Genomic DNA, 22544 nt, shown 5'->3' with positions numbered 1-22544 from the left:
ATTAGAATATTATTTTTTCTTAGTACATTCCATCCATTCCCATTCCTGGTGCACCCATTGGTGCTGGATTTTTCTCTGGAATATCTGCAACTGCAACTTCTGTTGTTAAGAATGTTGCTGAAACAGATGCCGCATTTTGAAGTGCTGATCTTACAACTTTTGTTGGGTCAACAATTCCTGCTTTATTCATATTCACTAATTTATCATGTAATGCATCATATCCAATTTCTCCAGCGCTTTCTCTAACTTTTTCTATTACAACTGAAGCTTCTGCACCAGCATTGGTAACTATTTGTCTTAATGGTTCTTCTAAAGCTCTTTTTATTATGTTAATACCCACTTGAATATCTGATACATCTGAAGTTAATTTAGCAATCTCAGTAATTGCATTAATATAAACTGTTCCACCACCTGGAACTATTCCTTCTTCAACTGCTGCTTTTGTAGCTGCAAGTGCATCTTCTATTCTTAATTTTTTCTCTTTTAATTCAGTTTCAGTAGCAGCTCCAACTTTTATTACAGCTACTCCTCCTGCAAGTTTAGCAAGTCTTTCTTGCAATTTTTCTTTATCAAAATCTGATGTAGTATCTTCAATTTGTTTTTTAATTTGAGATACTCTATCATGTATTGCGGTCTTATCGCCTTTTCCATTTACTATTGTAGTGTTTTCTTTAGATATTTTAACACTTTCAGCTTTTCCAAGCATCTCAACAGTAACATCCTTTAATTCTTTTCCTAATTCTTCACTTATAACTTCTCCACCAGTTAGAGTTGCTATATCTTGAAGCATTTCTTTTCTTCTATCACCAAAACCTGGAGCTTTAACTCCCACACAAGTAAAGGTTCCTCTTAACTTGTTAACAACTAATGTGCTTAAAGCTTCCCCTTCAATGTCCTCTGCAACTATTAACAATTTTTTACCTTGTTGAACAATTTGCTCAAGTATTGGAAGTATGTCTTGTATATTAGTTATTTTTTTATCTGTTATTAAAATATATGGTTCTTCAAGATTTGCTTCCATCTTTTCTGTATCCGTAACCATATATGCACTTAAATATCCACGGTCAAACTGCATTCCTTCAACTACGTCAAGTTCTGTTCCCATAGATTTTGATTCTTCTACAGTTATAACACCTTCATTACCTACTTTTTCCATAGCATCAGCTATTAAAGCCCCTGTTACTTCATCACTAGCTGATATAGATGCAACTCTAGCTATATCTTCTTTACCACTTACTGGTTTAGAAGCTTTTTTAATTTCTTCAACTGCTTTATCTACAGCCATTTTTATACCAGTTCTAATCATCATTGGATTAGCTCCAGCTGTAACATTTTTTAAACCTTCTCTTATTATAGCCTGAGCAAGTAATGTAGCTGTAGTTGTTCCATCTCCTGCAACATCATTAGTTTTCGTAGCAACTTCTTTAACAAGTTGTGCTCCCATATTTTCAAACGGATCTTCAAGTTCTATTTCCCTTGCTATAGTAACACCATCATTTGTTATTAATGGTGATCCAAATTTCTTATCTAAAATAACATTTCTACCTTTGGGTCCTAGTGTTATTTTTACTGTGTTTGCAAGTTTATCTACACCTCTTTGCATAGCTCTTCTTGCTTCTTCTCCAAACAATACATTTTTAGCCATTTAAAAACCCTCCTTGTGCGTTAATGATTAAATATAATTAATAATAGTATTTAATCATTTTTGCAATTAATTAAATATTATTTCTCAATTATAGCTAATAGTTCTTCTTGTTTTAATATGATATAATCAATACCATCATATTTTATTTCATTTCCTGAATATTTAGAGAATAATACTTTATCCCCTGTTTTAACTTCCATTTTAATTAATTTTCCATCTTCTGTTTTTCCTGGTCCTACTGCAATAACCTCAGCTTCTTGCGGTTTTTCCTTTGAAGCTCCTGAAAGAACTATTCCACTTTTCGTAGTTTCCTCTGCTTCTAATCTTTTAATTAATACCCTATCACTAAGTGGTCTAATGTTCATTTTAAACCCCTCCTTTTATATTTTTATTCCTTTTGTTAGCACTCAGTGTATCCGAGTGCTAATATGTTCTATAACTTATATGATAATTAATATTCAGTATAATAGCAACTTCAATCAGTCTACATATTATTCCATTTATAACCATACAAAGAAATTATGTTTTATAACCACCGTATTTCACAGTTATTCTCTCATTTGCTTTATCCATCCCAATTTATGCGATTTTTATGAATTTATTTATTCTTGTATACATTTATGTATATCAGTTATACTTACTAATAGAGGTGATTTTGTGAATGTTTTAAACAGATCGATTATTAACTGCTTTTCTGTAACCTTTATTATTAAGAACATAAAGTCCTTTATTAAGTCCTTATCTAAGGCGGTTTTTATTTCGAGTTTTATATTTTCTTTTTTAATTTTGAGTGTATATTTTACTTTGCTTTTTAAACCCTTGTATTATATGGATATTGGAATACTAAATATCGAAAATTCTTCGGGCTTAAATAAAAGCGAATTAAAATCAAATTATAATTATGTTATCACATATATAACTCAAAATACAAACGAAGAATTTAATCTTCCAACACTGCCATCATCTATTCATGGTAAAATTCATTTTAAAGAAGTTAAGTTAATCTTTGATAAACTCAAAATAATGCTATTTTTCTCACTATTAGTAAGTATTATAGGAATACTTATAAATAAAAAACTAAAAACAATAAGATATCTATTAACTAGTTCCATTTCACTTATCGTCATACCGATGCTATTACTTATACCATTCCTAGTTAATTTCGATAAAAGTTTTACAACTTTTCACCACATCTTCTTTAACAATAATTACTGGCTCTTTGATATCAAATCAGACCCGATAATAACAATCCTACCGCAGAGTTTTTTCTTTCACTGTGCTATATTAATGATTTTTTTAATCACCATATGCAGTATAACGTTAAGTTTTATATATAAAAAAACTAAAAAATCACATTCTTTATAATATTGATAAGGGATGTGATTTTAATATATTTTTTTCTTTTTAATAATATTTTTAATTATAACATTACCTTTTAAAATTCCTATTAAGAATAAAAAACTCATTATTACGCCTATAGTTATTAAACTTCTAACATCTTTTGAATATATTTTTCCCCCAAAATAAGCTGATATAAAAATTCCTGGAATTCTGCCTAGTGTTGAATATATACAGAAATCTTTAAAAGAAATATTTGATACTCCACATATATACGCTAGTGCATCCTTAGGTATTCCAGGAATTAAATAAAACATTAATACAACAATCTTTTTACTTCCCGCATCTAATATTTTTTTAAAAAATTTTATTTCCTTTTTTAACATCAATTTTTCTACTAATGGTTTGCCATAGCCCTTAGCAATAAGATATACTATTATGCTTCCTAAAGTAATCCCAATTAGGGATATCATTCCACCCCAAAAAGCACCAAAAATATATCCCCCAGCAATTTGTATAAATTCTCCTGGAATAAAAAAAACTACTACTTGTAAAACCTGCATAAGTATAAAGACTAAAACACTGAAATTACCGTAAGAAAGAACAATTTCTTTCATCATATTAGGATTTTTTATTATATACGAGTACTTAAAAGAATACTCATACCCTAAATATATGAAAATCAACAAAATCGCTATTATTACTATATGTTGTTTATGTCTTAACAGCTTTATCCTTATATAATCCCATGCTCTTTTCATAGTTCTCCATCCTCTTCATTTTTATAAGGTTCAATAGTAGTCCATACCTTTATATCTCATTTGTTATTTTGCTTAATTTTCATTAATTTATTCTATTTTAATATTATTTTCCCTCGCATAATAAAATAAATACTGTTGTGCAAAACCTGCTAAGTTTTCAAACTTATCTCTAGCAAAAATTCTTATTTTAGGCAGTGACACATCTGGTGCTAAATAAAAAAACTGCATTGCTCTCTTAACCCATACGTCCACTGGAAAAGCAGAATATTTTTGCATGGAAAACAACATGATACAATCAGAAACCTTTGGTCCAATACCACTTAGTTTTTGTAATTCTTGGTGACAAATATCATCATCACATGATTTAATAAATTCCAAGTTTATTTCACCTTCATATATTCTATGCACTGCATCCTTTACATATTTAGATCTAAAACCAAGACCACAGCTTTGAATTTCCTCTATAGATGCTTTATCTAATTCTTCTGCTGTTGGGAATGTATAGTAAGTTTCGCCTTTATACTCTATTGCTTTTCCCCATTTTTCGCTTAACCTGTTTATAGCTCTTTTTATCATAGGTATTCTATTATTCGAAGAAATTATAAATGATATTGTAAGTTCAAATGGTTCCTGCTGAAGTAGTCTAATCCCATAACCAAAGTTAACTGATCTTTCAAGAAGTGGATCTTTTCGAAATTTTTCCTTAATAACCGTATACTCTCTTTTAAGATCAAAATAATCACACCAAATTTTTTCAAATTCTTCCCCATTTATATTGTATATTTTTACTTCCATCTCATTTTTTTCTATTTCTATTACCTTTCCATATGCCACACCTATATAGTTACCGCTTTCTTGTTTGTTCCATCTAAAACATTGCCCACATTCGAATATATGGGCTAATTCGAAGTTATCTACACCTTTTATGATAATACCCTTATCAAATGATTCAACCTTTTTATAATCCATAGTTTTTTCCTTTCCTTAAGCCTTATTATTAAGCTGTAATTCACGAATCACAATTTCATCTAATATTTGCGCTGCTGTTTCAATCATAACTATACAACCAACGTCTTCTTTTCTATATTTTGCCTTAAGTGTTGTACAATTATTCGAGGTGAGCTTAGCCTCAAACTTTTTAAAGAATTCCTGACATAGCTTTTTAACTCTATCTCCTTCATGTGCTTTTACTTTAGTAAATAATATACCTATAACAGCTAAAGAACCTGTTATTGCTCCACATACGCTTTCAATACCCATTCCACCACCAAAAGATGACATAGTTTTAAATGTTTCGCTATTTAAATTTAAATTATATTCCTCACTAGCAGAATAAATCATTACCTCAGCACAGTTAAGATTATATTCCTTAGTATGATATTTATTTATTTTATTAATTAACATACATTAACCTCCTACTATTTAGCCTTATTATAGTATTTCAGAAAATGGTAATAAAATTTATTATTTTAAAAAAAACAACTCCATAAACCTTTGTTTATGGAGTTATTTAAATTGAGTTTATTAGTTTGTTAACATTTCATCTATAGCTTTAGCAGCTTTTTTACCTGCTTCCATAGCTAGTATAACTGTAGCTGCTCCTGAAACTGCATCTCCACCAGCATATACATTCTTTTTAGATGTTAATCCAGTTTCATCCTCTGCAATTATGCACTTACGTTTGTTAATATCTAACCCTTCTGTTGTCAAAGGTATTAATGGATTTGGTGATGTCCCTAGAGACATTATAACTGTATTAACATCCATTATAAATTCCGAACCCTCAATAGCCATAGGTCTTCTTCTTCCCGAGGCATCAGGCTCACCTAACTCCATTCTTATGCACTTCATTCCTGTAACATTACCTTTTTCATCACCTAGGATTTCAATTGGGTTAACAAGTAGATCCATTATAACCCCTTCTTCTTTTGCATGATGTACTTCCTCAACTCTTGCAGGAAGTTCTGATTCTGATCTTCTGTATACTATGTGTCCTTCTGCTCCAAGTCTCACTGCTGTACGCACAGAGTCCATAGCAACATTTCCTCCACCTACAACAGCAACCTTTTCGCCTGTTCTTATAGGTGTCTGATATCCTTCTTTATATGCTTTCATTAAATTATTTCTAGTTAAATACTCATTAGCGGAAAATACTCCATTCAAATTTTCTCCTGGTATTCCCATAAACATTGGAAGTCCTGCACCCGAACCAATAAATACAGCTTTAAAATCTTCATCTTCCATCAATTGGTCTATTGTTACAGTTCGTCCCACAATAACATTTGTTTCTAATTTGACGCCTAATTTTTTAACATTTTCAACTTCATGTTTTACTACTGTTTCTTTTGGAAGCCTAAATTCTGGTATACCATATACCAAAACTCCACCAGCTTCATGAAGTGCCTCGAAAATAGTTACATCGTATCCAGCTTTTGCTAAATCTCCTGCACAAGTAAGTCCTGATGGACCACTTCCTACCACTGCAACCTTAATACCATTTTTAGGTTTAGTTTCTGAAAGATCGACATTATGTACCCTTGAGTAGTCCCCTACAAATCTTTCAAGTTTACCTATAGCTATTGCGTCTCCTTTTATTCCTAGGATACACTTGCTCTCACATTGAGTTTCTTGTGGACAGACTCTACCACAAACCGCAGGAAGTGAACTATATTTAGCTATCACCTTAACTGCCTCTACAAATTCTTTATTCTTAACATGTTTAATAAAACCCGGAATATCTATTGCAACCGGACATTTACTAACACACATTGGTTTTTTACAATTTAAACATCTTGTAGCTTCAGTAACCGCTTCATCCTCTGTATATCCTAAACATACCTCTGCAAAATTAGTAGCTCTTATTTTCGGATCTTGCTCTTCTATTGGGACTCTCTTCATTTTATCCATTATTTAGTACCTCCTAAACCACATCCGGCTTTAATGCCTTCATTTTTAGAAACTTCTTGTGTTTTGTACATCGCTTGTCTTCTCATTGCTTCTTCAAAATTAACCTTATGACCATCAAATTCTGGTCCATCAACGCAGGCGAACTTAGTTTTGCCATCTACAGTAATCCTGCAGGCTCCACACATTCCTGTTCCATCTACCATAATAGGATTCATACTTACAATAGTTGATATACCAAGTTCTTCAGTTAATTTGCAAACAAATTTCATCATTATCATTGGTCCAATAGCAACAACTAAATCATATTTTTTACCTTCATTTTGAACTAATTCTTTTAATTTATTTGTAACAAGTCCCTTATATCCATAAGAACCGTCATCTGTACATGGATATACATTTCCCGCAACTTTCTTCATTTCTTCTTCCATAATTACATATTCTTTAGCTTTAGCGCCTATTATTACATCTGCTTTTACACCTTGAGAGTTAAGCCATTTAACCTGAGGATAAACTGGAGCAGTTCCAAGACCTCCTGCTACAAATACAATTTTCTTTTTCTTTAACTCTTCAATACTTTCACTCATTAATTCTGATGCTTGTCCAAGTGGTCCTACGAAATCTGAAAATGAATCCCCAATTTCATAGTTTTCCATTTCTTTTGTTGAGCAACCTATAGTTTGAACAACTATAGTAACTGTACCTCTTTCGGCATCAAAATCACTTATTGTTAAAGGTATCCTCTCGCCTTTTTCATCCATTTTTATTATTATAAACTGACCAGGTTGTGCTGATTTAGCGACTCTTGGCGCCGCTATATCCATTAAAAATATTTGTGGTGCTAATGCTTTCTTTCCAACTATTTTATACATTTACTTACCCCCCACATCTTTTTATTACTTTATCCTACTTATGTACCACATTGAAATTTTAATTATGTTAATATATTTATACTATCTTTATTTTACCACAAAAATCTAAAATATATTAAAACGTTAAATTTAATTTATAATAAAATTTTATATTATAATAGACAGATAGTGAAGATCATAGCTTACCAATGCTATTACTATCTGTCTATTATTAATTATTAACTAATGTACATTTACAAAACTTTTACAATAATTATTTAATTTCATATTAGAAATTAACTTTTTCACCAGTAAATGAACATGTTAATACTTTTTTCATCTCATCTAAATTTATTGGTCTTGGATTTGATCCTGTACATGCATCTTTTAAAGCATTCTCAGCTATAAAGTCTAAATTAGCATCAAATTCTTCTTTAGTCATACCATTTTCAGAAAAAGATAATGGTATATTTAGAGTCTTATTTAAATCTCTTATCATATCAGTTAATGAATTTATTAATTCATCATCTGTATTCCCAGCAAGTTTTAATGTTCTAGCGATTGTAGCATATCTATCTCCACAAGATTTTTTATTAAAATCTATAACATGTGGAAGTAATATTGCATTTGCAAGACCATGTTCAACGTGGAATACACCACCTATTTTATGCGCCATACTATGAGATATTCCTAGTAATGCATTTGAAAATGCCATTCCAGCAAGGCATTGTGCCATATGCATCTCATTTCTTGCTTCTACATTACCTTCAAATGATTTTACTAAATTATCCTTAATCATAGTTATGGCTTGCATTGCAAGTGGGTCTGAGAAATAAGAATGAAGTCCTGCAACATAAGCCTCAAGTGCATGAGTTAATGCATCCATGCCTGTGTGCGCTGTTAATTTCGCTGGCATTGTTTGAGCTAGTGATGGATCAATTATAGCTACATCTGGAGTTAAATTGAAATCTGCTAAAGGATATTTTATCTTAGCTTTATAGTCAGTAATTACTGAAAATGCTGTAACTTCTGATGCTGTTCCACTAGTTGATGGTATAGCTATAAATTTAGCCTTTTGTCTTAAGTCTGGAATACCAAATGGTATAACTGCTTGCTCAAAAGTGAATTCTGGATATTCATAGAAAATCCACATAGCTTTTGCTGCATCAATTGGTGAACCACCACCGATTGAAATTATTAAGTCTGGCTCAAATTCTCTCATAACTGCTGCGCCGTTCATAACTGTATCTACTGAAGGATCTGGTTCCACTCCAGTAATATGTTTAACTTCGATTCCGGCTTCATTTAAATAAGCTTCAACCTTATCTAAAAATCCAAATTTTTTCATAGAACTTCCACCAGTAACTATTACAGCTTTTTTACCTTTTATGGTTTTTAATACCTCTAAAGAATTTTCTCCAAAATAAATGTCTCTTGGCAATGTAAATCTATTCATTATATATCCCTCCATTTTTAAATGTAATCATATGTATTTTTACATATAAAGCTTGTACCACTTTTTTATATTTATACTTTATATTGTTAATAATATATCACTTTTAGTATAAAGTCAATATCCTATTTGTTAACTTTTGAAATCATTTACATTTTGTTTATATTTCTCTATATTATATATAAAAATAGTAAAAAAGGCATTATAACCATTTTTAGGTTATAATGCCTTCTATCTTATTTGTTTAAATTAATATCTTATTTTGAATAATCAAAGATACCTTTTTTAGTTTTTCTTCCAAGTAATCCGCCTCTAACATATTTTCTTAGAAGGCTATGAGCTCTGTACTTAGTATCTCCAGTCTCAGTATATAAAACATCCATAATAGCAAGACATACATCAAGACCTATAAGATCTCCTAGTGCTAGAGGTCCCATTGGATGATTAGCGCCAAGTTTCATTGCTTTATCTATGTCTTCTGCAGATGCTATACCTTCTGCCATAATTCCTACAGCTTCGTTGATCATTGGAATTAATATTCTATTTACAACAAAACCAGGAGCTTCAGCAACTTCTACTGGATCCTTACCTATAGCAATTGCAATTTCTTTAACTGCATCAAAAGTTTCAGTTGATGTAGCCATTCCTTTGATTATTTCTACAAGTTTCATCATTGGAGCTGGATTAAAGAAATGCATTCCTATAACTTTATCAGGTCTCTTTGTAGCAGCTCCTACTTCAGTTATAGATAGTGATGATGTGTTTGATGCTAAAATAGTTTCTGGTTTACAGATTGAATCAAGTTCTGCAAAAATTTCTTTCTTTATTTTCATAATTTCTACAGCTGCTTCAACTACTAAATCACAGTCTGCTGCTAATTTCATATCAGTAGTTCCTGTAACTCTTGAAAGTATTTCTTCCATTTGTGCTTCAGTTATTTTTTCTTTTTTAACTGATCTTTCTAAGTTCTTTTTAATTGTAGCAAGTCCTCTATCAACGAATTCATCTTTAATATCTCTCATTATTACTTCGCATCCATTAGCTGCAAATGTTTGAACGATACCTGCTCCCATAGTTCCAGCGCCAAGTACAAAAATCTTTTTCATAAAAACACACCCCTTAAATTTTATTATTTTAAAAATCTTATTTTAGTTACAACAAGACGTAGTATACTTTTTTAAAACTTACTTTAATACTACTTTTTAGCATTAAAGCAAGTTTTCCTAAATTACTATTATAAAATAAACCTATTTATTTTTTAATGTATTAATTTGAGCTATCATTTCTGGGATTACTTTAAGGAAATCTCCAGCTATTGCTACATCAGCAGCTTTCATGATAGGTGCAGTTGCGTCTTTATTTATAGCTATTATGAAATCAGAATCTTGCATACCAGCTAAATGCTGAATTGCTCCTGAAATACCGCAAGCTATATATACAGTTGGTCTTACAGTTTTTCCTGTTTGACCTACTTGTACTGCTTTATCTATCCAACCATTTTCAACTGCTGCTCTTGATGCTCCGACTACACCATCTAAAGTAGCTGCAAGTCTTTCAAGTAAAGCAAAATTCTCTTTACTTCCAACTCCACGACCACCAGATACTATAATATTAGCTTCTCCGATATCAGCTAAAACTGAAGCAACTTTTACAACTTCAATAGTCTTAGTTCTGATATCTGATTCTTTTAAATTTACAGTAACTTTTTCAACTGGGCAAGTTCTAGAAGCATCTCTAGCTAATTTTTCGAAAACTCCTGGTCTAATAGTAGCCATTTGTGGTCTATGATCTGCACAAACTATAGTAGCCATTAGGTTTCCACCAAATGCTGGTCTTGTCATCATTAAATTATTGTTTTCTGTATCTATATCTAATGAAGTACAATCAGCAGTTAAACCTGTTGAAAGTCTTGCTGATATTCTTGGTCCTAAATCTCTTCCTAAATAAGTTGCTCCAACAAATATTACTCCTGGTTTTCTCTCATTTGCTAAATCACATATAACTTTTGCATATGCATCAGTTGTAAAATGACCTAGTAGTGGAGAACTCGCAACTATTACCTTATCAGCTCCAAATGCTACAAGTTCTTTAACCATATCATCTGTTTTATCGCCAAGTAGTACAGCTGTTAATTCTTCTCCTAATTTATCTGCAATTTCTCGTCCCTTACCTAAAAGTTCGAAAGAAATTTTTTGAAGTTCTCCGTCTCTTTGTTCAGCGAAGACCCATACGCCTTTGTAATCTGCTATATTCATTGATTGCTCCCTCCTACATTTTAGATAAAGTGATTTTCTTTTAATTTAGAAACTGCATATAACGCAGCTTCTGCTGCTGGTAATTGTATTAATTCGCCTTTTCCCTTAGGTTCTTTAGTCATTGACTTTTTAACCTTTGTTGGTGAACCTTTAAGTCCGAGAACAGCTATGTCTGCTCCGATATCTGCTGCATTCCAAACTTTTACTTCTTTAGTTTGGAACATTTCAAAAATGTTTTTTATGTTCATATATCTTGGTTCATTTAATTCTTTTATAGCTGTTAAAAGAACAGGAGTTTTAACTTCTATATCTTCATATCCATCTTCCCAAGCTCTTCTAACTTTTAATCCGCCCTTAATTACGTTAACTTTTTCAACGTATGTTATTTGTGCAAGATTTAAATGTTCTGCAATTTCTGGTCCAACTTGCGCTGTATCTCCATCAATTGCTTGTCTTCCAGCAAATACTACATCGTAGTCTAATTTCTTTAAAGTTGCAGCAAGTGCATGTGATGTAGCTAAAGTATCTGCTCCTGCAAATGCACGATCTGATACAAGTATTGCTTCATCAGCACCCATAGCTAAAGCTTCTCTTAATGCTTTTTCTGCCTGAGGTGGTCCCATGCTAATTACAGTCACGTGCGCACCATGTTCATCTTTTAATCTTAATGATTCTTCTAATGCATTTTTATCATCTGGATTTATTATTGATGGAACTCCTTCTCTTATAAGGGTTCCTGTTTTAGGATCTATTTTAACTTCGTTTGTATCCGGAACTTGTTTTAAACATACAACTATATTCATTTAATTTCCTCCTACTTTAATAGATTTCCAGCTATAACCATTCTTTGAACTTCTGAAGTTCCTTCATATATTTCAGTTATCTTAGCATCTCTCATCATTCTTTCTAATGGATATTCTTTAGTATATCCATATCCTCCGAAGATTTGAACAGCTTTTGTTGTAACTTCCATAGCAGTTTCTGATGCAAATAATTTTGCTCTTGCAGCTTCTACTGTATATGATAAACCAGCATCTTTATTAAATGCAGCTTTATAAACTAAAAGTTTAGCAGCTTCAATTTTAACATCAAGTTCTGCAACCATCCATTGAAGTCCTTGGAATGCTGCAAGTGGTTTTCCAAATTGTTTTCTTTCTTTCATGTATTTAGTAGCTTCGTCTAATGCTCCTTCAGCGATTCCTAGAGCTTGAGCAGCTACTCCAATTCTTCCACCATCAAGAGTTTTCATTGCAATACCGAAACCTCTTCCTTCTTTTCCAAGCATGTTTTCTTTTGGAACTATACAGTTCTCAAATACAAGCTCAGTTGTTGATGATGCTCTTATTCCTAATTTATCTTCATGTTTACCTATTGAGAATCCAGGGAAATCTTTTTCAACTATAAAAGCTGTAATTCCTCTTGTTCCCTTAGTTTTATCAGTCATAGCAAAAACTACAAATGTATCTGCTACTCCACCATTTGTGATAAATATTTTTGAACCATTTAATATATAGTTATCACCGTCTAAAGTTGCTGTAGTCTGTTGCCCAGACGCATCTGTACCAGCATTAGGCTCAGTTAATCCAAAAGCTCCTAATTTTTCGCCAGTTGCAAGTGGTACTAAATATTTCATTTTTTGATCTTCTGTTCCAAAAGCATCTATTGGACCTGCACATAATGATGTATGAGCTGATAATATAACTCCTGTTGTTGCACATGCTTTTGATAATTCTTCAACAGCAATAATATATGATAAATTGTTTCCGCCGGCGCCACCATATTTAGTTGCTATTGGAATACCCATCATATGGTATCTAGCCATTTTTTCTACTGTTTCGCTAGGAAATCTTTCTGTAACATCTATTTCCGCAGCTAAAGGTTTAACTTCGTTTAATGCGAATTCACTTACCATCTGTTTTACAAATTCTTGTTCTTTTGTCAATGTAAAATTCATGAACCTTCCTCCTCGCTATTCTCTGGGGTAGCTAAGCTACCTGTATTTTAACAAAGTACTTAAATTACTTATTTTTAAAGCATTTTTCAGTTTTCTCGATAAATGCTGTCATTCCACTACTTTGATCCTCAGTCGAGAAACATTCTCCGAATATCTCTGATTCATATGAAAGTGCTGAATCTATGTCTAATTGCATTCCCTTATTAATTGCTGCTTTACAAAGACTTACAGCAATAGGTGCTTGTCCTGCAATTGTATTTGCAAGTGCTTTAGCTTCTACTAATAGATCTTCAAGCGCAACTACTTTATTAACAAGTCCAATTCTTAATGCTTCTTCCGCATTAATAATCTTAGCTGTGTATATTAATTCTTTAGCCATTCCAAGTCCTACAAGTCTAGAAAGTCTTTGAGTCCCTCCAAAACCAGGTGTTATTCCAAGTCCTACTTCAGGTTGACCAAATTTTGCCTTTACAGATGCTATTCTAATATCACAAGCCATAGAAAGCTCGCATCCTCCACCTAAAGCAAAACCATTTACTGCTGCGATTACTGGTTTTTCTAGTGTTTCTAATTTTCTAAACACTTTATTTCCTAAATTTCCAAATCTTCTACCACCCATTACATCAAGATCTTTCATTTCGGTGATATCAGCACCTGCAACAAATGCTTTTCCAGCTCCTGTTATAATTACTGCGTAAATCTTATCGTCATTAGCAATTTCATCTATTGCTAAATCTAGCTCTTTTAATGTTTCTGAGTTTAATGCATTTAGAGCTTTTGGTCTACTAATTGTAAGTACTGCAACTTTGTCTTCCATTTGAAGAACAATATTTTTGTATTCCACAACAATCCACTCCTTACGAATTAATCTATTTATTAACTATTTGTTAATAATATAACAAATACACCTAAATGAATATGAGGCCATTTGCCTCAATTACATTATATATCTTTGTGATAATTATATCAACAAGAAATAATTATTTTTTAAGAATATGTCCTATCATTCATTAAACAACTGAGCGTTAAGAGACTCTCACTCAAATGTACATTTTCAACAATTATTTCTTTAGGTACTTCTAAATCCACAGGTGCAAAATTCCATATTCCCTTAACCCCATTTGACACCATCATGTCGCAAACTGTTTGAGCACTATTTTCCGAAACACAGATTACTCCTATATCTATTGGCGTAGCTTTGAGAAAACCTGCTAATTCATCTATGTCTTTTACTTCGACATCTCTAATTTTAAGTCCTATTAGCTTTGGATTAACATCAAAAATACCTGCCAAATTAAAAGCTAACCTTTCAAAATTGGTATAATTGGCAATAGCCTGCCCAATGTTACCAGCACCTATTATTATCATTTTATATTCTTTTGCTAGCCCCAATATGCCATTAATTTCATTTAATAATTCTTTAACATTATAACCGTATCCCTGTTGTCCAAAATCCCCAAAGCAGTTCAAGTCTTGTCTAATTTGAGATGCCGTAAAGCCAATTCTCTCTCCTAGCTCTTTTGAGGATATTCTATCTACATCAGTCCTTAAAAGTTCTTTTAAATATCTATTGTATTTAGGCAATCTTCGAATAACTGCCATCGATATATTTTTTTTTCTTTCCACGACTTACACTCCTCTGTGAATATCATAAATTTCATACTACCAATCTTAACACACATTATAGGTTAATATCACCTTTTGTTTCAAATTTAATAGATATTAAGCACTATTAACCATTTATACCTTTTTTATACTATTATTTAAAATTAATGTTATATATATTTGCTTTTTACTACAATAACTTTAATATAAATAGTACAATAATATATGAACAGATTTAATTAATATTTATTAATTTAAGACTACGCTACAGGGAAGGTGAAAATGATGATAGTTCTAAGTTGCAAAGATATTCACAAAAGTTATGGTATAGATGTTATTTTAGACAAAATAACTTTAAGTATAAATGAAGGTGAAAGAATTGGTTTTATTGGTGCTAATGGCGCTGGCAAGTCTACACTTTTCAAAATACTTACCTCACAATTGGACCATGATGCTGGTGAATTATTTATAGATAAAAATAAAAAACTAGGTTATTTATCCCAAAATTTATCATTAGATATAACTAATACTATATATGAGGAAACACTTTTAGTATTCGACAATTTATTAAACCTCGAAAAAAATCTTAAAGCTCTGGAAATAAAAATGAGTTTACCTTATGATGCTTCAAAGGAAGACTATCAAAATAAGATAATTAAAGAATACACATTAACCTCTGAACTTTATAATAACAGAGGCGGCTACACCTATAAGGCTAAGATAAGTAGAGTTCTTAAAGGCCTTGGCTTTTTAGAAGATGATTATAATAAACCAATAAACATATTAAGTGGAGGTCAAAAAACCAGGGTTGCACTTTGCAAGTTATTACTTAAGAACCCTGATATACTATTACTGGATGAGCCTACTAATCACTTAGACTTAGACGCCATAGAATGGCTGGAAGATTACCTTAAATCATATAAAGGAACAATGTTTATAATTTCTCATGATAGGTTCTTTTTAGATACTATTACCAATAAAACTTTTGAACTTATTAATGGACATGTAGATTGTTATAATGGAAGTTATACAAATTTTATTGAATTAAAAAAAATAAATTTTGAAATTCAATTAAAAGCATACAATGTGCAACAGTCAGAAATAAAAAGGCAAGAGGATATTATAACTAAATATAGATCCTTTAATAGAGAAAAAAGTGTAAGAGCTGCAGATAGCAGACAAAAATCTCTGGACAAAATTGACCGAATTCACTCTCCAGATCGAGATCCGCGCGACACTAAAATCAAATTTGAAACAGAAATTAAAAGTGGAAATGATGTTCTTCACATAGAGGATCTATCAAAACGATTTGGAGATAACCTATTGTTTGAGCATCTAAATTTAGACATAAAAAGGTCAGAAAAATTTGCTCTTATTGGTGAAAATGGGCGAGGTAAAACCACCCTTTTTAAAATTATAATGGATCAGATACCAAGTGATACAGGCATAAAAATATTGGGTAAAAATATTTTTGTTGGATATTATGACCAAGAACAATCAAATTTAAATCCAGAAAAAACTATAATAGATGAAGTTTGGGATGAATTTCCAAAACTTACTACCACAGAGGTCCGTACTGCACTGGCTGCATTTCTATTCATAGGAGAAGATGTATTCAAGGTTATATCCACTTTAAGTGGTGGAGAAAGGTGTAGGATTAATCTTCTAAAAATAATGTTATCTAAGGCAAACTTCTTATTGCTAGATGAACCAACAAACCACTTAGATATTATGTCCCGTGAGGCCTTAGAAGATTCAATACTCGGATATGATGGCACCGTTGTCGTAATATCACATGATAGATATTTCTTAAACAAGGTAATTACTAGAATACTCGAATTAAATCAAAATGGACTCAAAGAGTATTTAGGAAATTATAGTTATTATATAGAAAAAAAGAAAAATCCTCTAAGATTTAAGTTAGAAGAAGAGCAAGAAGGAATGTCAAAAACTCAGATTAATTTTGATAAAAAAAAGAAGCGTGAAGAAGATAAACTTGAGAAACAAAAGAAACTAGATTTTAAAGAACTAGAAGATAAAATTGCATCACTTGAAAAAGAATTAGAAAAATTAAACAACGACCTATGCCTTGAAGAAGTTTATTCAAGTCCAAGTAGAAGTGTCGAAACAAACAATCAACTTTTAAGTGTGAAAAAGGAACTTGAAGAACTTTACGCAGCATGGGAATTGGCAGTCTCCGAAGAAGAATAAACAAATATAAGATTTCTCCTGTGTGCCTTGCAACCGAACTCCAATAATTTGTTCGTTTCTTGTTGCAAGTCACTTCGGAGAAAGATCATATTTACTATTAAACTATTAAATCGTTGCCCCCTCTAATAAAACTTTAATGTTGTCGCTATAAATCTTATTAAATTGACTTATAGGAAGAGGATTTTTTCCAAGCCCAACTTCAATAGTGTAGCCCGGCCTTCTAAATTTTCCTATGAACCAATCTTTATATCCTGCATAACTGGTAATTCCAGTTGTTTCACCTAGATTATAACCACTTAATTGTGAAAATATTATTGCTATTGCTTTAGCTTCAGAGCTTGCTAAATTTTGAAAATTCCAGTATATTAGTTCACCTTGGGTATGATATGCTATTACTAATCTAAAATTATTAGTTCTTGTTAAATTTGCTACAGCTTTAGACTCTGATTCTGATTCTGGCGAGGTACCTGAATATCTTGTAGGTCCTGGTCCATATATTCCATAACTCGCCTCTGCATTCTTTGATTCTTGCCACATAGCATCATAGTTATGATTAAGATCTACTCCTCGAATATTAGCACTCCAATTTTCAGAAAAATCTAAACTTCCATTATTCCACTTAATTAAATCATTGTAATACGGGTTACTTTTTTCTAGACCATTAAGGACTAAGTCCACTCCATCTGGATTAACCATGGGCATAACATATATAGTACTTTTTTTAAAAATATCACGCACATTATAACCTTCCATATCCTGACCCATCGCATAGGCTTTAGCAAAATTTTCAATAAACTTCATTAAAAGTACAGAGGTTATCCATTCAATACCATGATGCGCGCCATTATAAAATACTTTGTTTGGTCCATTACCCAATTTTACATAATAAAGTTCTTTCCCAAGTTCACTCCTGCCAGCACTCTCAACTTCAATAAATGGATATCTAGCTTTTAACCCTTCTAAATCTTTTTTCATAATCTCATAAGTATAATCAATATTTGTATAAACCACATCTAACGAGTAAGGAACTATAATTACATCACCAACCCTCAATCTATTTGCATTAATTTGTGGGTTAGCTGTAATTATACTTTCAAGTGGTGTGTAATAACGTTTTGCTATAAGGTATAGAGTGTCACCTGATTTAATTCTATAAGTATCATAACCTAATAAAAATCTGTTCATAAGTTTATAAGTATCATCATCCACATCGCCTGTAGGTAATAATCCAAAATATTTCTGAAACTTCCTTACTGCACCTGCAGTTTTAGGTCCATATATTCCATCTACTTCTCCAACAACATAACCTAACTTATTAAGCAATGCTTGTATTTCCGATACCACCGTTCCTTTTGAACCTATTTTTAGGGTTTGCAAATTTACCCTCCTAAAATTACTTATGATACCATTTTATTCAATTTCTCAAAAACTGTTACAACTTCGGACAATAAATATAGAAAATAATATGCCTAAAGATTTAATCTCTAAGCTTATCCTTAATATATTTTAGTTTTACTATTCTTGTCCTCTTAAATTTCTCTCTAGTCCAACTGGTTCCATAGACATTTTCTCATTATTTAATAACCCTGCTACACCTACCTTGTGAATCTTTTTCTTTCCTTCGCAAACATCGCAGTGACAAATAGAAGTATAACTAGTCGGTTGCTCATAAGTAGTTATAACTCCTTCAAAGTTCCTAAGAACTATTTTCTCAGGGCTTTGAGATATAATGTATCCTGGCATTACTGGGATTTTCCCACCGCCACCTGGCGCATCGACAACAAATGTGGGTACACAAAATCCTGAGGTATGACCTCTTAATCCTTCAATTATTTCTATTCCTTTAGATACAGGTGTTCTAAAGTGTTCAAGCCCCATTGAAAGGTCACATTGATATATGTAGTAAGGCCTTACCCTAATTTTAACAAGTTCATGCACTAGTTGCATCATTATATTCGAGCAGTCATTAACTCCTCTTAGAAGGACTGATTGATTCCCTAAAGGTATTCCTGCATTTGCAAGTCTTTCGCAAGCAAGTTTCGCTTCCTGCGTAATTTCATTCGGATGATTAAAATGTGTATTTAACCAAATAGGGTGATACTTCTTTAACATGTCAACTAGTTTTGGAGTAATTCTTTGTGGAAGAACTACAGGCACTCTTGAACCTATTCTTATTATTTCAACGTGCGGAATCTCTCTTAATTTTTTTATTATATATTCTAATTTATCGTCTGTTACAAGTAGCGCATCGCCACCTGATAATAGTACGTCCCTAACTTGCACGGTATTTCTTATATACTCAATTGCTTTATCTATTTTATCAATTGGCATAGAATTATCATTTTGACCTGCAAACCTTCTTCTTGTACAATGCCTACAGTACATTGAGCACATATCGGTTATTAGTAATAATACTCTATCTGGGTATCTATGAGTTAGTCCTGGCACTGGAGAATCCGTGTCTTCATGCAATGGATCCAATAGATCAGCCTCCGCTTTGTGTAATTCTAGAGCCGTCGGTATAGCTTGTTTCCTTATTGGATCATATGGGTCACTGGGATCTATCAATGCTAAATAATATGGAGTAATAGCCATCCTCAATGTTTGAAGACATTTTTTAGCTCCCTCTTCTTCCTCAAGAGTTAATGGAATATATTTCTTAAGTTCTTCTACAGTTTCAATTCTATTTTTAACTTGCCATTCCCAATCATTCCATTCCTTATCCGTCACATTTTTAAATAACTCTAATCTTCTATTTACTTTCACATTTGTACCTCCGACTTATAATATTTTTTAATTTCTTTATGCTCTTTAGTGTATCCACTTACTACGAATATAATAATGTTCTTATCACCATATTTGGGGGTAAAAAAAAGGCGCTGAATTGACAGTGCCTTTTTAATAAACGTATTTTTTTATGTTAAGTTGTTAACTTTTTTTAATTAATGCTCTAACTATAACCCATAAATCACTAAAACACAATGTTACCATTAGCATCTTTTTGTTTTTCATGGGTTATTATAAGTTTTTATAAACAATTATAACTTTTTTTGTTCTGTTTTTATTATTTTCTTTTTGTTTTATTCACTTCCTTAATTTTACCTACAATATATTCATAGCCATTTTCAGAGTGTGGTATCAAACAAGATGAGCAATCTTTAATACCATTTACAAATTTTCCATTTCCACCACAGTCCTCAAGAAAATACAGTGGACAATAACAAAACAGGCAATTAAATTTTTCATCATTTTTAACCTCATGGCACGGAAAATATTCGCATTCTTTATTTCTAAAAAACTTATAATTATTATCCATATTTAATACTCCTTACTCAATTAATCTATAGACACCTTGTCCTAAATAAGTTAATAATATAATTATTAACATTGATAACACCACTTGAAGCGGACCTTTTTTTAGAGAAAAAGAAAAGTTTATTTTATGTTTTTTGTAAACCACATTTTTTTTACCACCTAAAGTAACACCTTTATGTAGTACCTTAGGATGAGGATACATAATTTCACTTTTTAAGTATGCAGCTATGCTTATAATTAAAATAAATACTGATAGAATTCTTGTAATAGAGAAAAAGTTCAGCTTCATAGTATAGGCTATAAATATAGATATTGGTATAATAGAACCTAGTAACATAAGTAATTTGCTAACTATTAATTCTGATATTGTCTTTACATGGATTTTTGTTTTCTGAGGCCTATAAGAATTTTCCTTTTTCATAATAACCCTTCTTCCATAATTTTTTATAAACATAAGGTCATTATACCAAATTTTCAATTGTTTGTTAACATAATTATAATAAATTCCATAAATATTAACTATATTTTACTAATCCTATATTTGTTCTAAATCCTAAAAGGCTACCATATTATATATATCTATATCTTCTAATACTGTTTGATCTGAAATAATCTCTTTAGGAAATTGTTTAGCTAAAGTTTGCCTAAATTCTTTAAGCTGAACTGCCGTAAGTTTTTTTTGCTTTGGCAATGTATTTTCTACCTTAATAAGCTTTCCATCATTTAACTTATATATGAATTTATCCTCAACAATACTTAACTTATTATCATCAAATTTCAATTTCCCAGCGATATCACCGCTTATTACTATCCTCTTTAGATCGTTTATAGCATTTCCGTTACTACTAATTTGGCCTAAGTTAATATATGCAACTGCTTTACCATTTAAATCCTTTTCACCTGTCACCGAACTTCTAAATGCAATTACTTTGCCATCATTAGATATTACACCATCAAGTATTTGTTCCTTATTATTGTTAATTTCAAAAATTTGCTTCCCATTAATATATAAATTAGCTTTTGGCTGAGGAAATATGTGAGGCGTATTGCTATAAAGAATATTTTTTTTACCTAAATTAACATCGCGTATAGTACCAACACAGGATATTAACTCCGTTTTGCTTTTTATATTATATACGCTATAACCTGAAACTGATGGATTAATATGCCCTGTAACCAAAATATCTTCATTATCTATCCATTTGAGTTCAAGAATTTGTTGTACATTTTTATTGTTGATAACAATATCTGTTAATTTTTCAGATTTAATATCATAAATAATTACATGCGGTGGATATATAGGTTCCCCATCATTAAAATACCTAAATACAATTTTTGTTTTATCAGGAGAAAGTTGTAACAAATCTTTCGATTTTGTAATATCTCCAAGAGACTTAATTTGTTTACTTATTTCATCATAAAGATATATATTATTACCTTTTTCAAATGCTACTTTTGTTAACTTAATATTCTTTATGTTTTTCTCTTTACCCTTATTGTTCGTGCTTTTATTAGATGCATTATCTTTATTTTCATTGTTTTTTTTAATTCTATTTGAACATGACACCACTGCAAATATGCTTATACATAAACAAATTGATATAATTAGTAGCCTAAACAAAGTTTTTGTTATTTTGGGGTGGTTTGTCATAATATTGCTCCTCGTTTAAATTCGTAAGAATAATCGTTATTTTAAATAATCGAAACTCAGATAAGTATACTCTACTTATATTATTGTATCAACTGGGAATTTTGTTTTTAAACTTGCTTTTTATTATTATATTCCTTCATTTTGGGGGTATACATAATCACTAAAAATTATTTATTTAAATATTTCACATTGTTTAAATAATTATTTTCAAAATATAATCTACCCAATATTAATTAAATGAATATACTATAATATAACAATATTATGATGAGGCATTATATGAAAAAACTAGAAGAGTACAGTCCTACCGAATTGGCAACACTCGCAACAATACTAGGAATTATTATTGCTTCTAAGTTCGATGTTGACCAACAAAATGTAGTAGCTAATTTTTTATTCAGTATAGCTCAGACCATGTTTATAATAGCAGCTCAAATTTCTAATCTTAACGCAAAAGAAGAAGCCCAAAATGCAAGTAATGCGAATACCAATTCAAATAATACGAATAAGGATTTGCAAAAACAGATAGATGAACTTAAGAATCTTATAAAGAAATTCGGAGATAATAATATTTGTTAACAAATATATAAAATTATCATAT

General features: G+C 31.2%; 22 protein-coding genes. 3 read left to right on the top strand and 19 right to left on the bottom strand.

Translation table 11 applies throughout. The features are described 5' to 3' along the window. Positions 1 to 19: 19 nt before the first annotated feature. Both groL and groES read right to left on the bottom strand, forming a co-directional pair. The gene (gene groL, locus A7L45_RS01665) at positions 20 to 1645 is read right to left on the bottom strand and encodes a chaperonin GroEL (protein WP_071611161.1); all 1626 of its coding nucleotides are present in this window, start codon (positions 1643 to 1645) and stop codon (positions 20 to 22) included. A 77-nt stretch (positions 1646 to 1722) separates the two neighbouring features. Then, positions 1723 to 2010, bottom strand: coding sequence for a co-chaperone GroES (gene groES / locus A7L45_RS01660; RefSeq protein ID WP_071611160.1), 288 nt, complete (start codon positions 2008 to 2010; stop codon positions 1723 to 1725). Here groES and A7L45_RS24255 point away from each other — a divergent pair. Then, the gene (locus A7L45_RS24255; RefSeq protein ID WP_084647316.1) at positions 2003 to 3010 is read left to right on the top strand and encodes a TIGR01906 family membrane protein; all 1008 of its coding nucleotides are present in this window, start codon (positions 2003 to 2005) and stop codon (positions 3008 to 3010) included. The two genes, groES and A7L45_RS24255, sit on opposite strands and share 8 nt — an antisense overlap. 20 nt (positions 3011 to 3030) lie before the next feature. Here A7L45_RS24255 and A7L45_RS01650 read toward each other — a convergent pair whose 3' ends face one another. The 12 genes from A7L45_RS01650 to A7L45_RS01595 form a co-directional block, all read right to left on the bottom strand. Further along, positions 3031 to 3744, bottom strand: a complete 714-nt coding sequence (locus A7L45_RS01650; protein WP_071611159.1) for a TVP38/TMEM64 family protein — start codon at positions 3742 to 3744, stop codon at positions 3031 to 3033. 87 nt (positions 3745 to 3831) lie between these two features. Then, the gene (locus A7L45_RS01645) at positions 3832 to 4713 is read right to left on the bottom strand and encodes a DNA-3-methyladenine glycosylase family protein (protein ID WP_071611158.1); all 882 of its coding nucleotides are present in this window, start codon (positions 4711 to 4713) and stop codon (positions 3832 to 3834) included. 15 nt (positions 4714 to 4728) lie between these two features. Further along, positions 4729 to 5148: a C-GCAxxG-C-C family (seleno)protein gene (locus A7L45_RS01640; protein WP_071611157.1), complete on the bottom strand. Its 420-nt coding sequence runs from the start codon at positions 5146 to 5148 to the stop codon at positions 4729 to 4731. Positions 5149 to 5268: 120 nt separating this feature from the next. After that, positions 5269 to 6651, bottom strand: coding sequence for an NADPH-dependent glutamate synthase (gene gltA / locus A7L45_RS01635; RefSeq protein ID WP_071611156.1), 1383 nt, complete (start codon positions 6649 to 6651; stop codon positions 5269 to 5271). Continuing rightward, entirely contained in the window at positions 6651 to 7520 is an 870-nt protein-coding gene (locus A7L45_RS01630; protein WP_071611155.1) for a sulfide/dihydroorotate dehydrogenase-like FAD/NAD-binding protein, read from the bottom strand. Before A7L45_RS01630 ends, gltA begins: the two co-directional genes overlap by 1 nt. 268 nt (positions 7521 to 7788) lie before the next feature. Further along, the gene (locus A7L45_RS01625) at positions 7789 to 8955 is read right to left on the bottom strand and encodes an iron-containing alcohol dehydrogenase (protein ID WP_071611154.1); all 1167 of its coding nucleotides are present in this window, start codon (positions 8953 to 8955) and stop codon (positions 7789 to 7791) included. A 254-nt stretch (positions 8956 to 9209) separates the two neighbouring features. Beyond that, positions 9210 to 10058: a 3-hydroxybutyryl-CoA dehydrogenase gene (locus tag A7L45_RS01620; RefSeq protein ID WP_071611153.1), complete on the bottom strand. Its 849-nt coding sequence runs from the start codon at positions 10056 to 10058 to the stop codon at positions 9210 to 9212. 141 nt (positions 10059 to 10199) lie between these two features. Then, a complete protein-coding gene (locus tag A7L45_RS01615) occupies positions 10200 to 11207 on the bottom strand; it encodes an electron transfer flavoprotein subunit alpha/FixB family protein (protein WP_071611152.1) in 1008 nt (335 codons plus the stop codon). Positions 11208 to 11227: 20 nt separating this feature from the next. After that, complete coding sequence (locus A7L45_RS01610; protein ID WP_071611151.1) at positions 11228 to 12010, bottom strand: electron transfer flavoprotein subunit beta/FixA family protein; 783 nt, start codon at positions 12008 to 12010, stop codon at positions 11228 to 11230. Positions 12011 to 12021: 11 nt separating this feature from the next. After that, the gene (locus tag A7L45_RS01605; protein WP_071611150.1) at positions 12022 to 13161 is read right to left on the bottom strand and encodes an acyl-CoA dehydrogenase; all 1140 of its coding nucleotides are present in this window, start codon (positions 13159 to 13161) and stop codon (positions 12022 to 12024) included. A 64-nt stretch (positions 13162 to 13225) separates the two neighbouring features. Next, positions 13226 to 14005, bottom strand: a complete 780-nt coding sequence (locus A7L45_RS01600) for a short-chain-enoyl-CoA hydratase (RefSeq protein ID WP_071611149.1) — start codon at positions 14003 to 14005, stop codon at positions 13226 to 13228. 143 nt (positions 14006 to 14148) lie between these two features. Next, a complete protein-coding gene (locus tag A7L45_RS01595; RefSeq protein WP_071611148.1) occupies positions 14149 to 14787 on the bottom strand; it encodes a redox-sensing transcriptional repressor Rex in 639 nt (212 codons plus the stop codon). Positions 14788 to 15051: 264 nt separating this feature from the next. Between A7L45_RS01595 and A7L45_RS01590 the strand changes: the two genes are divergently transcribed. After that, complete coding sequence (locus A7L45_RS01590) at positions 15052 to 16977, top strand: ABC-F family ATP-binding cassette domain-containing protein (protein WP_071611147.1); 1926 nt, start codon at positions 15052 to 15054, stop codon at positions 16975 to 16977. Positions 16978 to 17082: 105 nt separating this feature from the next. Here the strand turns inward: A7L45_RS01590 and A7L45_RS01585 are convergent, their stop codons facing one another. From A7L45_RS01585 to A7L45_RS01565, 5 genes are all read right to left on the bottom strand, one after another. Next, entirely contained in the window at positions 17083 to 18354 is a 1272-nt protein-coding gene (locus A7L45_RS01585; RefSeq protein WP_071611146.1) for a M14 family metallopeptidase, read from the bottom strand. Positions 18355 to 18492: 138 nt separating this feature from the next. After that, positions 18493 to 19743, bottom strand: coding sequence for a lysine 2,3-aminomutase (kamA, locus tag A7L45_RS01580; RefSeq protein ID WP_071611145.1), 1251 nt, complete (start codon positions 19741 to 19743; stop codon positions 18493 to 18495). A gap of 298 nt (positions 19744 to 20041) precedes the next feature. Further along, positions 20042 to 20293, bottom strand: coding sequence for a cysteine-rich small domain-containing protein (locus A7L45_RS01575; protein ID WP_071611144.1), 252 nt, complete (start codon positions 20291 to 20293; stop codon positions 20042 to 20044). Positions 20294 to 20305: 12 nt separating this feature from the next. Next, entirely contained in the window at positions 20306 to 20713 is a 408-nt protein-coding gene (locus A7L45_RS01570) for a hypothetical protein (RefSeq protein ID WP_071611143.1), read from the bottom strand. A gap of 132 nt (positions 20714 to 20845) precedes the next feature. After that, positions 20846 to 21943 carry a hypothetical protein gene (locus A7L45_RS01565; protein WP_071611142.1) on the bottom strand — a complete coding sequence of 366 codons (1098 nt, stop codon included), beginning with the start codon at positions 21941 to 21943 and terminating at the stop codon, positions 20846 to 20848. A 279-nt stretch (positions 21944 to 22222) separates the two neighbouring features. On the opposite strand from A7L45_RS01565, the gene A7L45_RS01560 reads away from it, so the two are divergent. Further along, a complete protein-coding gene (locus A7L45_RS01560; RefSeq protein WP_071611141.1) occupies positions 22223 to 22522 on the top strand; it encodes a hypothetical protein in 300 nt (99 codons plus the stop codon). The last annotated feature ends 22 nt before the right edge of the window (positions 22523 to 22544 follow it).

This window comes from Clostridium estertheticum subsp. estertheticum, from assembly GCF_001877035.1.
Lineage (GTDB): Bacteria > Bacillota > Clostridia > Clostridiales > Clostridiaceae > Clostridium_AD > Clostridium_AD estertheticum.
The sequence above is the reverse complement of the archived record's forward strand: the minus strand, read 5'-3'. Positions and strand labels throughout refer to the sequence as shown.

What these genes read in the sequence shown, in the direction of transcription:
- groL (WP_071611161.1), bottom strand. Translation starts at nt 1,645, where the DNA reads ATGGCTAAAAATGTATTGTTTGGAGAAGAAGCAAGAAGAGCTATGCAA.
- A7L45_RS24255 (WP_084647316.1), top strand. Translation starts at nt 2,003, where the DNA reads ATGTTCATTTTAAACCCCTCCTTTTATATTTTTATTCCTTTTGTTAGC.
- groES (WP_071611160.1), bottom strand. Translation starts at nt 2,010, where the DNA reads ATGAACATTAGACCACTTAGTGATAGGGTATTAATTAAAAGATTAGAA.
- A7L45_RS01650 (WP_071611159.1), bottom strand. Translation starts at nt 3,744, where the DNA reads ATGAAAAGAGCATGGGATTATATAAGGATAAAGCTGTTAAGACATAAA.
- A7L45_RS01645 (WP_071611158.1), bottom strand. Translation starts at nt 4,713, where the DNA reads ATGGATTATAAAAAGGTTGAATCATTTGATAAGGGTATTATCATAAAA.
- A7L45_RS01640 (WP_071611157.1), bottom strand. Translation starts at nt 5,148, where the DNA reads ATGTTAATTAATAAAATAAATAAATATCATACTAAGGAATATAATCTT.
- gltA (WP_071611156.1), bottom strand. Translation starts at nt 6,651, where the DNA reads ATGGATAAAATGAAGAGAGTCCCAATAGAAGAGCAAGATCCGAAAATA.
- A7L45_RS01630 (WP_071611155.1), bottom strand. Translation starts at nt 7,520, where the DNA reads ATGTATAAAATAGTTGGAAAGAAAGCATTAGCACCACAAATATTTTTA.
- A7L45_RS01625 (WP_071611154.1), bottom strand. Translation starts at nt 8,955, where the DNA reads ATGAATAGATTTACATTGCCAAGAGACATTTATTTTGGAGAAAATTCT.
- A7L45_RS01620 (WP_071611153.1), bottom strand. Translation starts at nt 10,058, where the DNA reads ATGAAAAAGATTTTTGTACTTGGCGCTGGAACTATGGGAGCAGGTATC.
- A7L45_RS01615 (WP_071611152.1), bottom strand. Translation starts at nt 11,207, where the DNA reads ATGAATATAGCAGATTACAAAGGCGTATGGGTCTTCGCTGAACAAAGA.
- A7L45_RS01610 (WP_071611151.1), bottom strand. Translation starts at nt 12,010, where the DNA reads ATGAATATAGTTGTATGTTTAAAACAAGTTCCGGATACAAACGAAGTT.
- A7L45_RS01605 (WP_071611150.1), bottom strand. Translation starts at nt 13,161, where the DNA reads ATGAATTTTACATTGACAAAAGAACAAGAATTTGTAAAACAGATGGTA.
- A7L45_RS01590 (WP_071611147.1), top strand. Translation starts at nt 15,052, where the DNA reads ATGATAGTTCTAAGTTGCAAAGATATTCACAAAAGTTATGGTATAGAT.
- A7L45_RS01575 (WP_071611144.1), bottom strand. Translation starts at nt 20,293, where the DNA reads ATGGATAATAATTATAAGTTTTTTAGAAATAAAGAATGCGAATATTTT.
- A7L45_RS01570 (WP_071611143.1), bottom strand. Translation starts at nt 20,713, where the DNA reads ATGAAAAAGGAAAATTCTTATAGGCCTCAGAAAACAAAAATCCATGTA.
- A7L45_RS01565 (WP_071611142.1), bottom strand. Translation starts at nt 21,943, where the DNA reads ATGACAAACCACCCCAAAATAACAAAAACTTTGTTTAGGCTACTAATT.
- A7L45_RS01560 (WP_071611141.1), top strand. Translation starts at nt 22,223, where the DNA reads ATGAAAAAACTAGAAGAGTACAGTCCTACCGAATTGGCAACACTCGCA.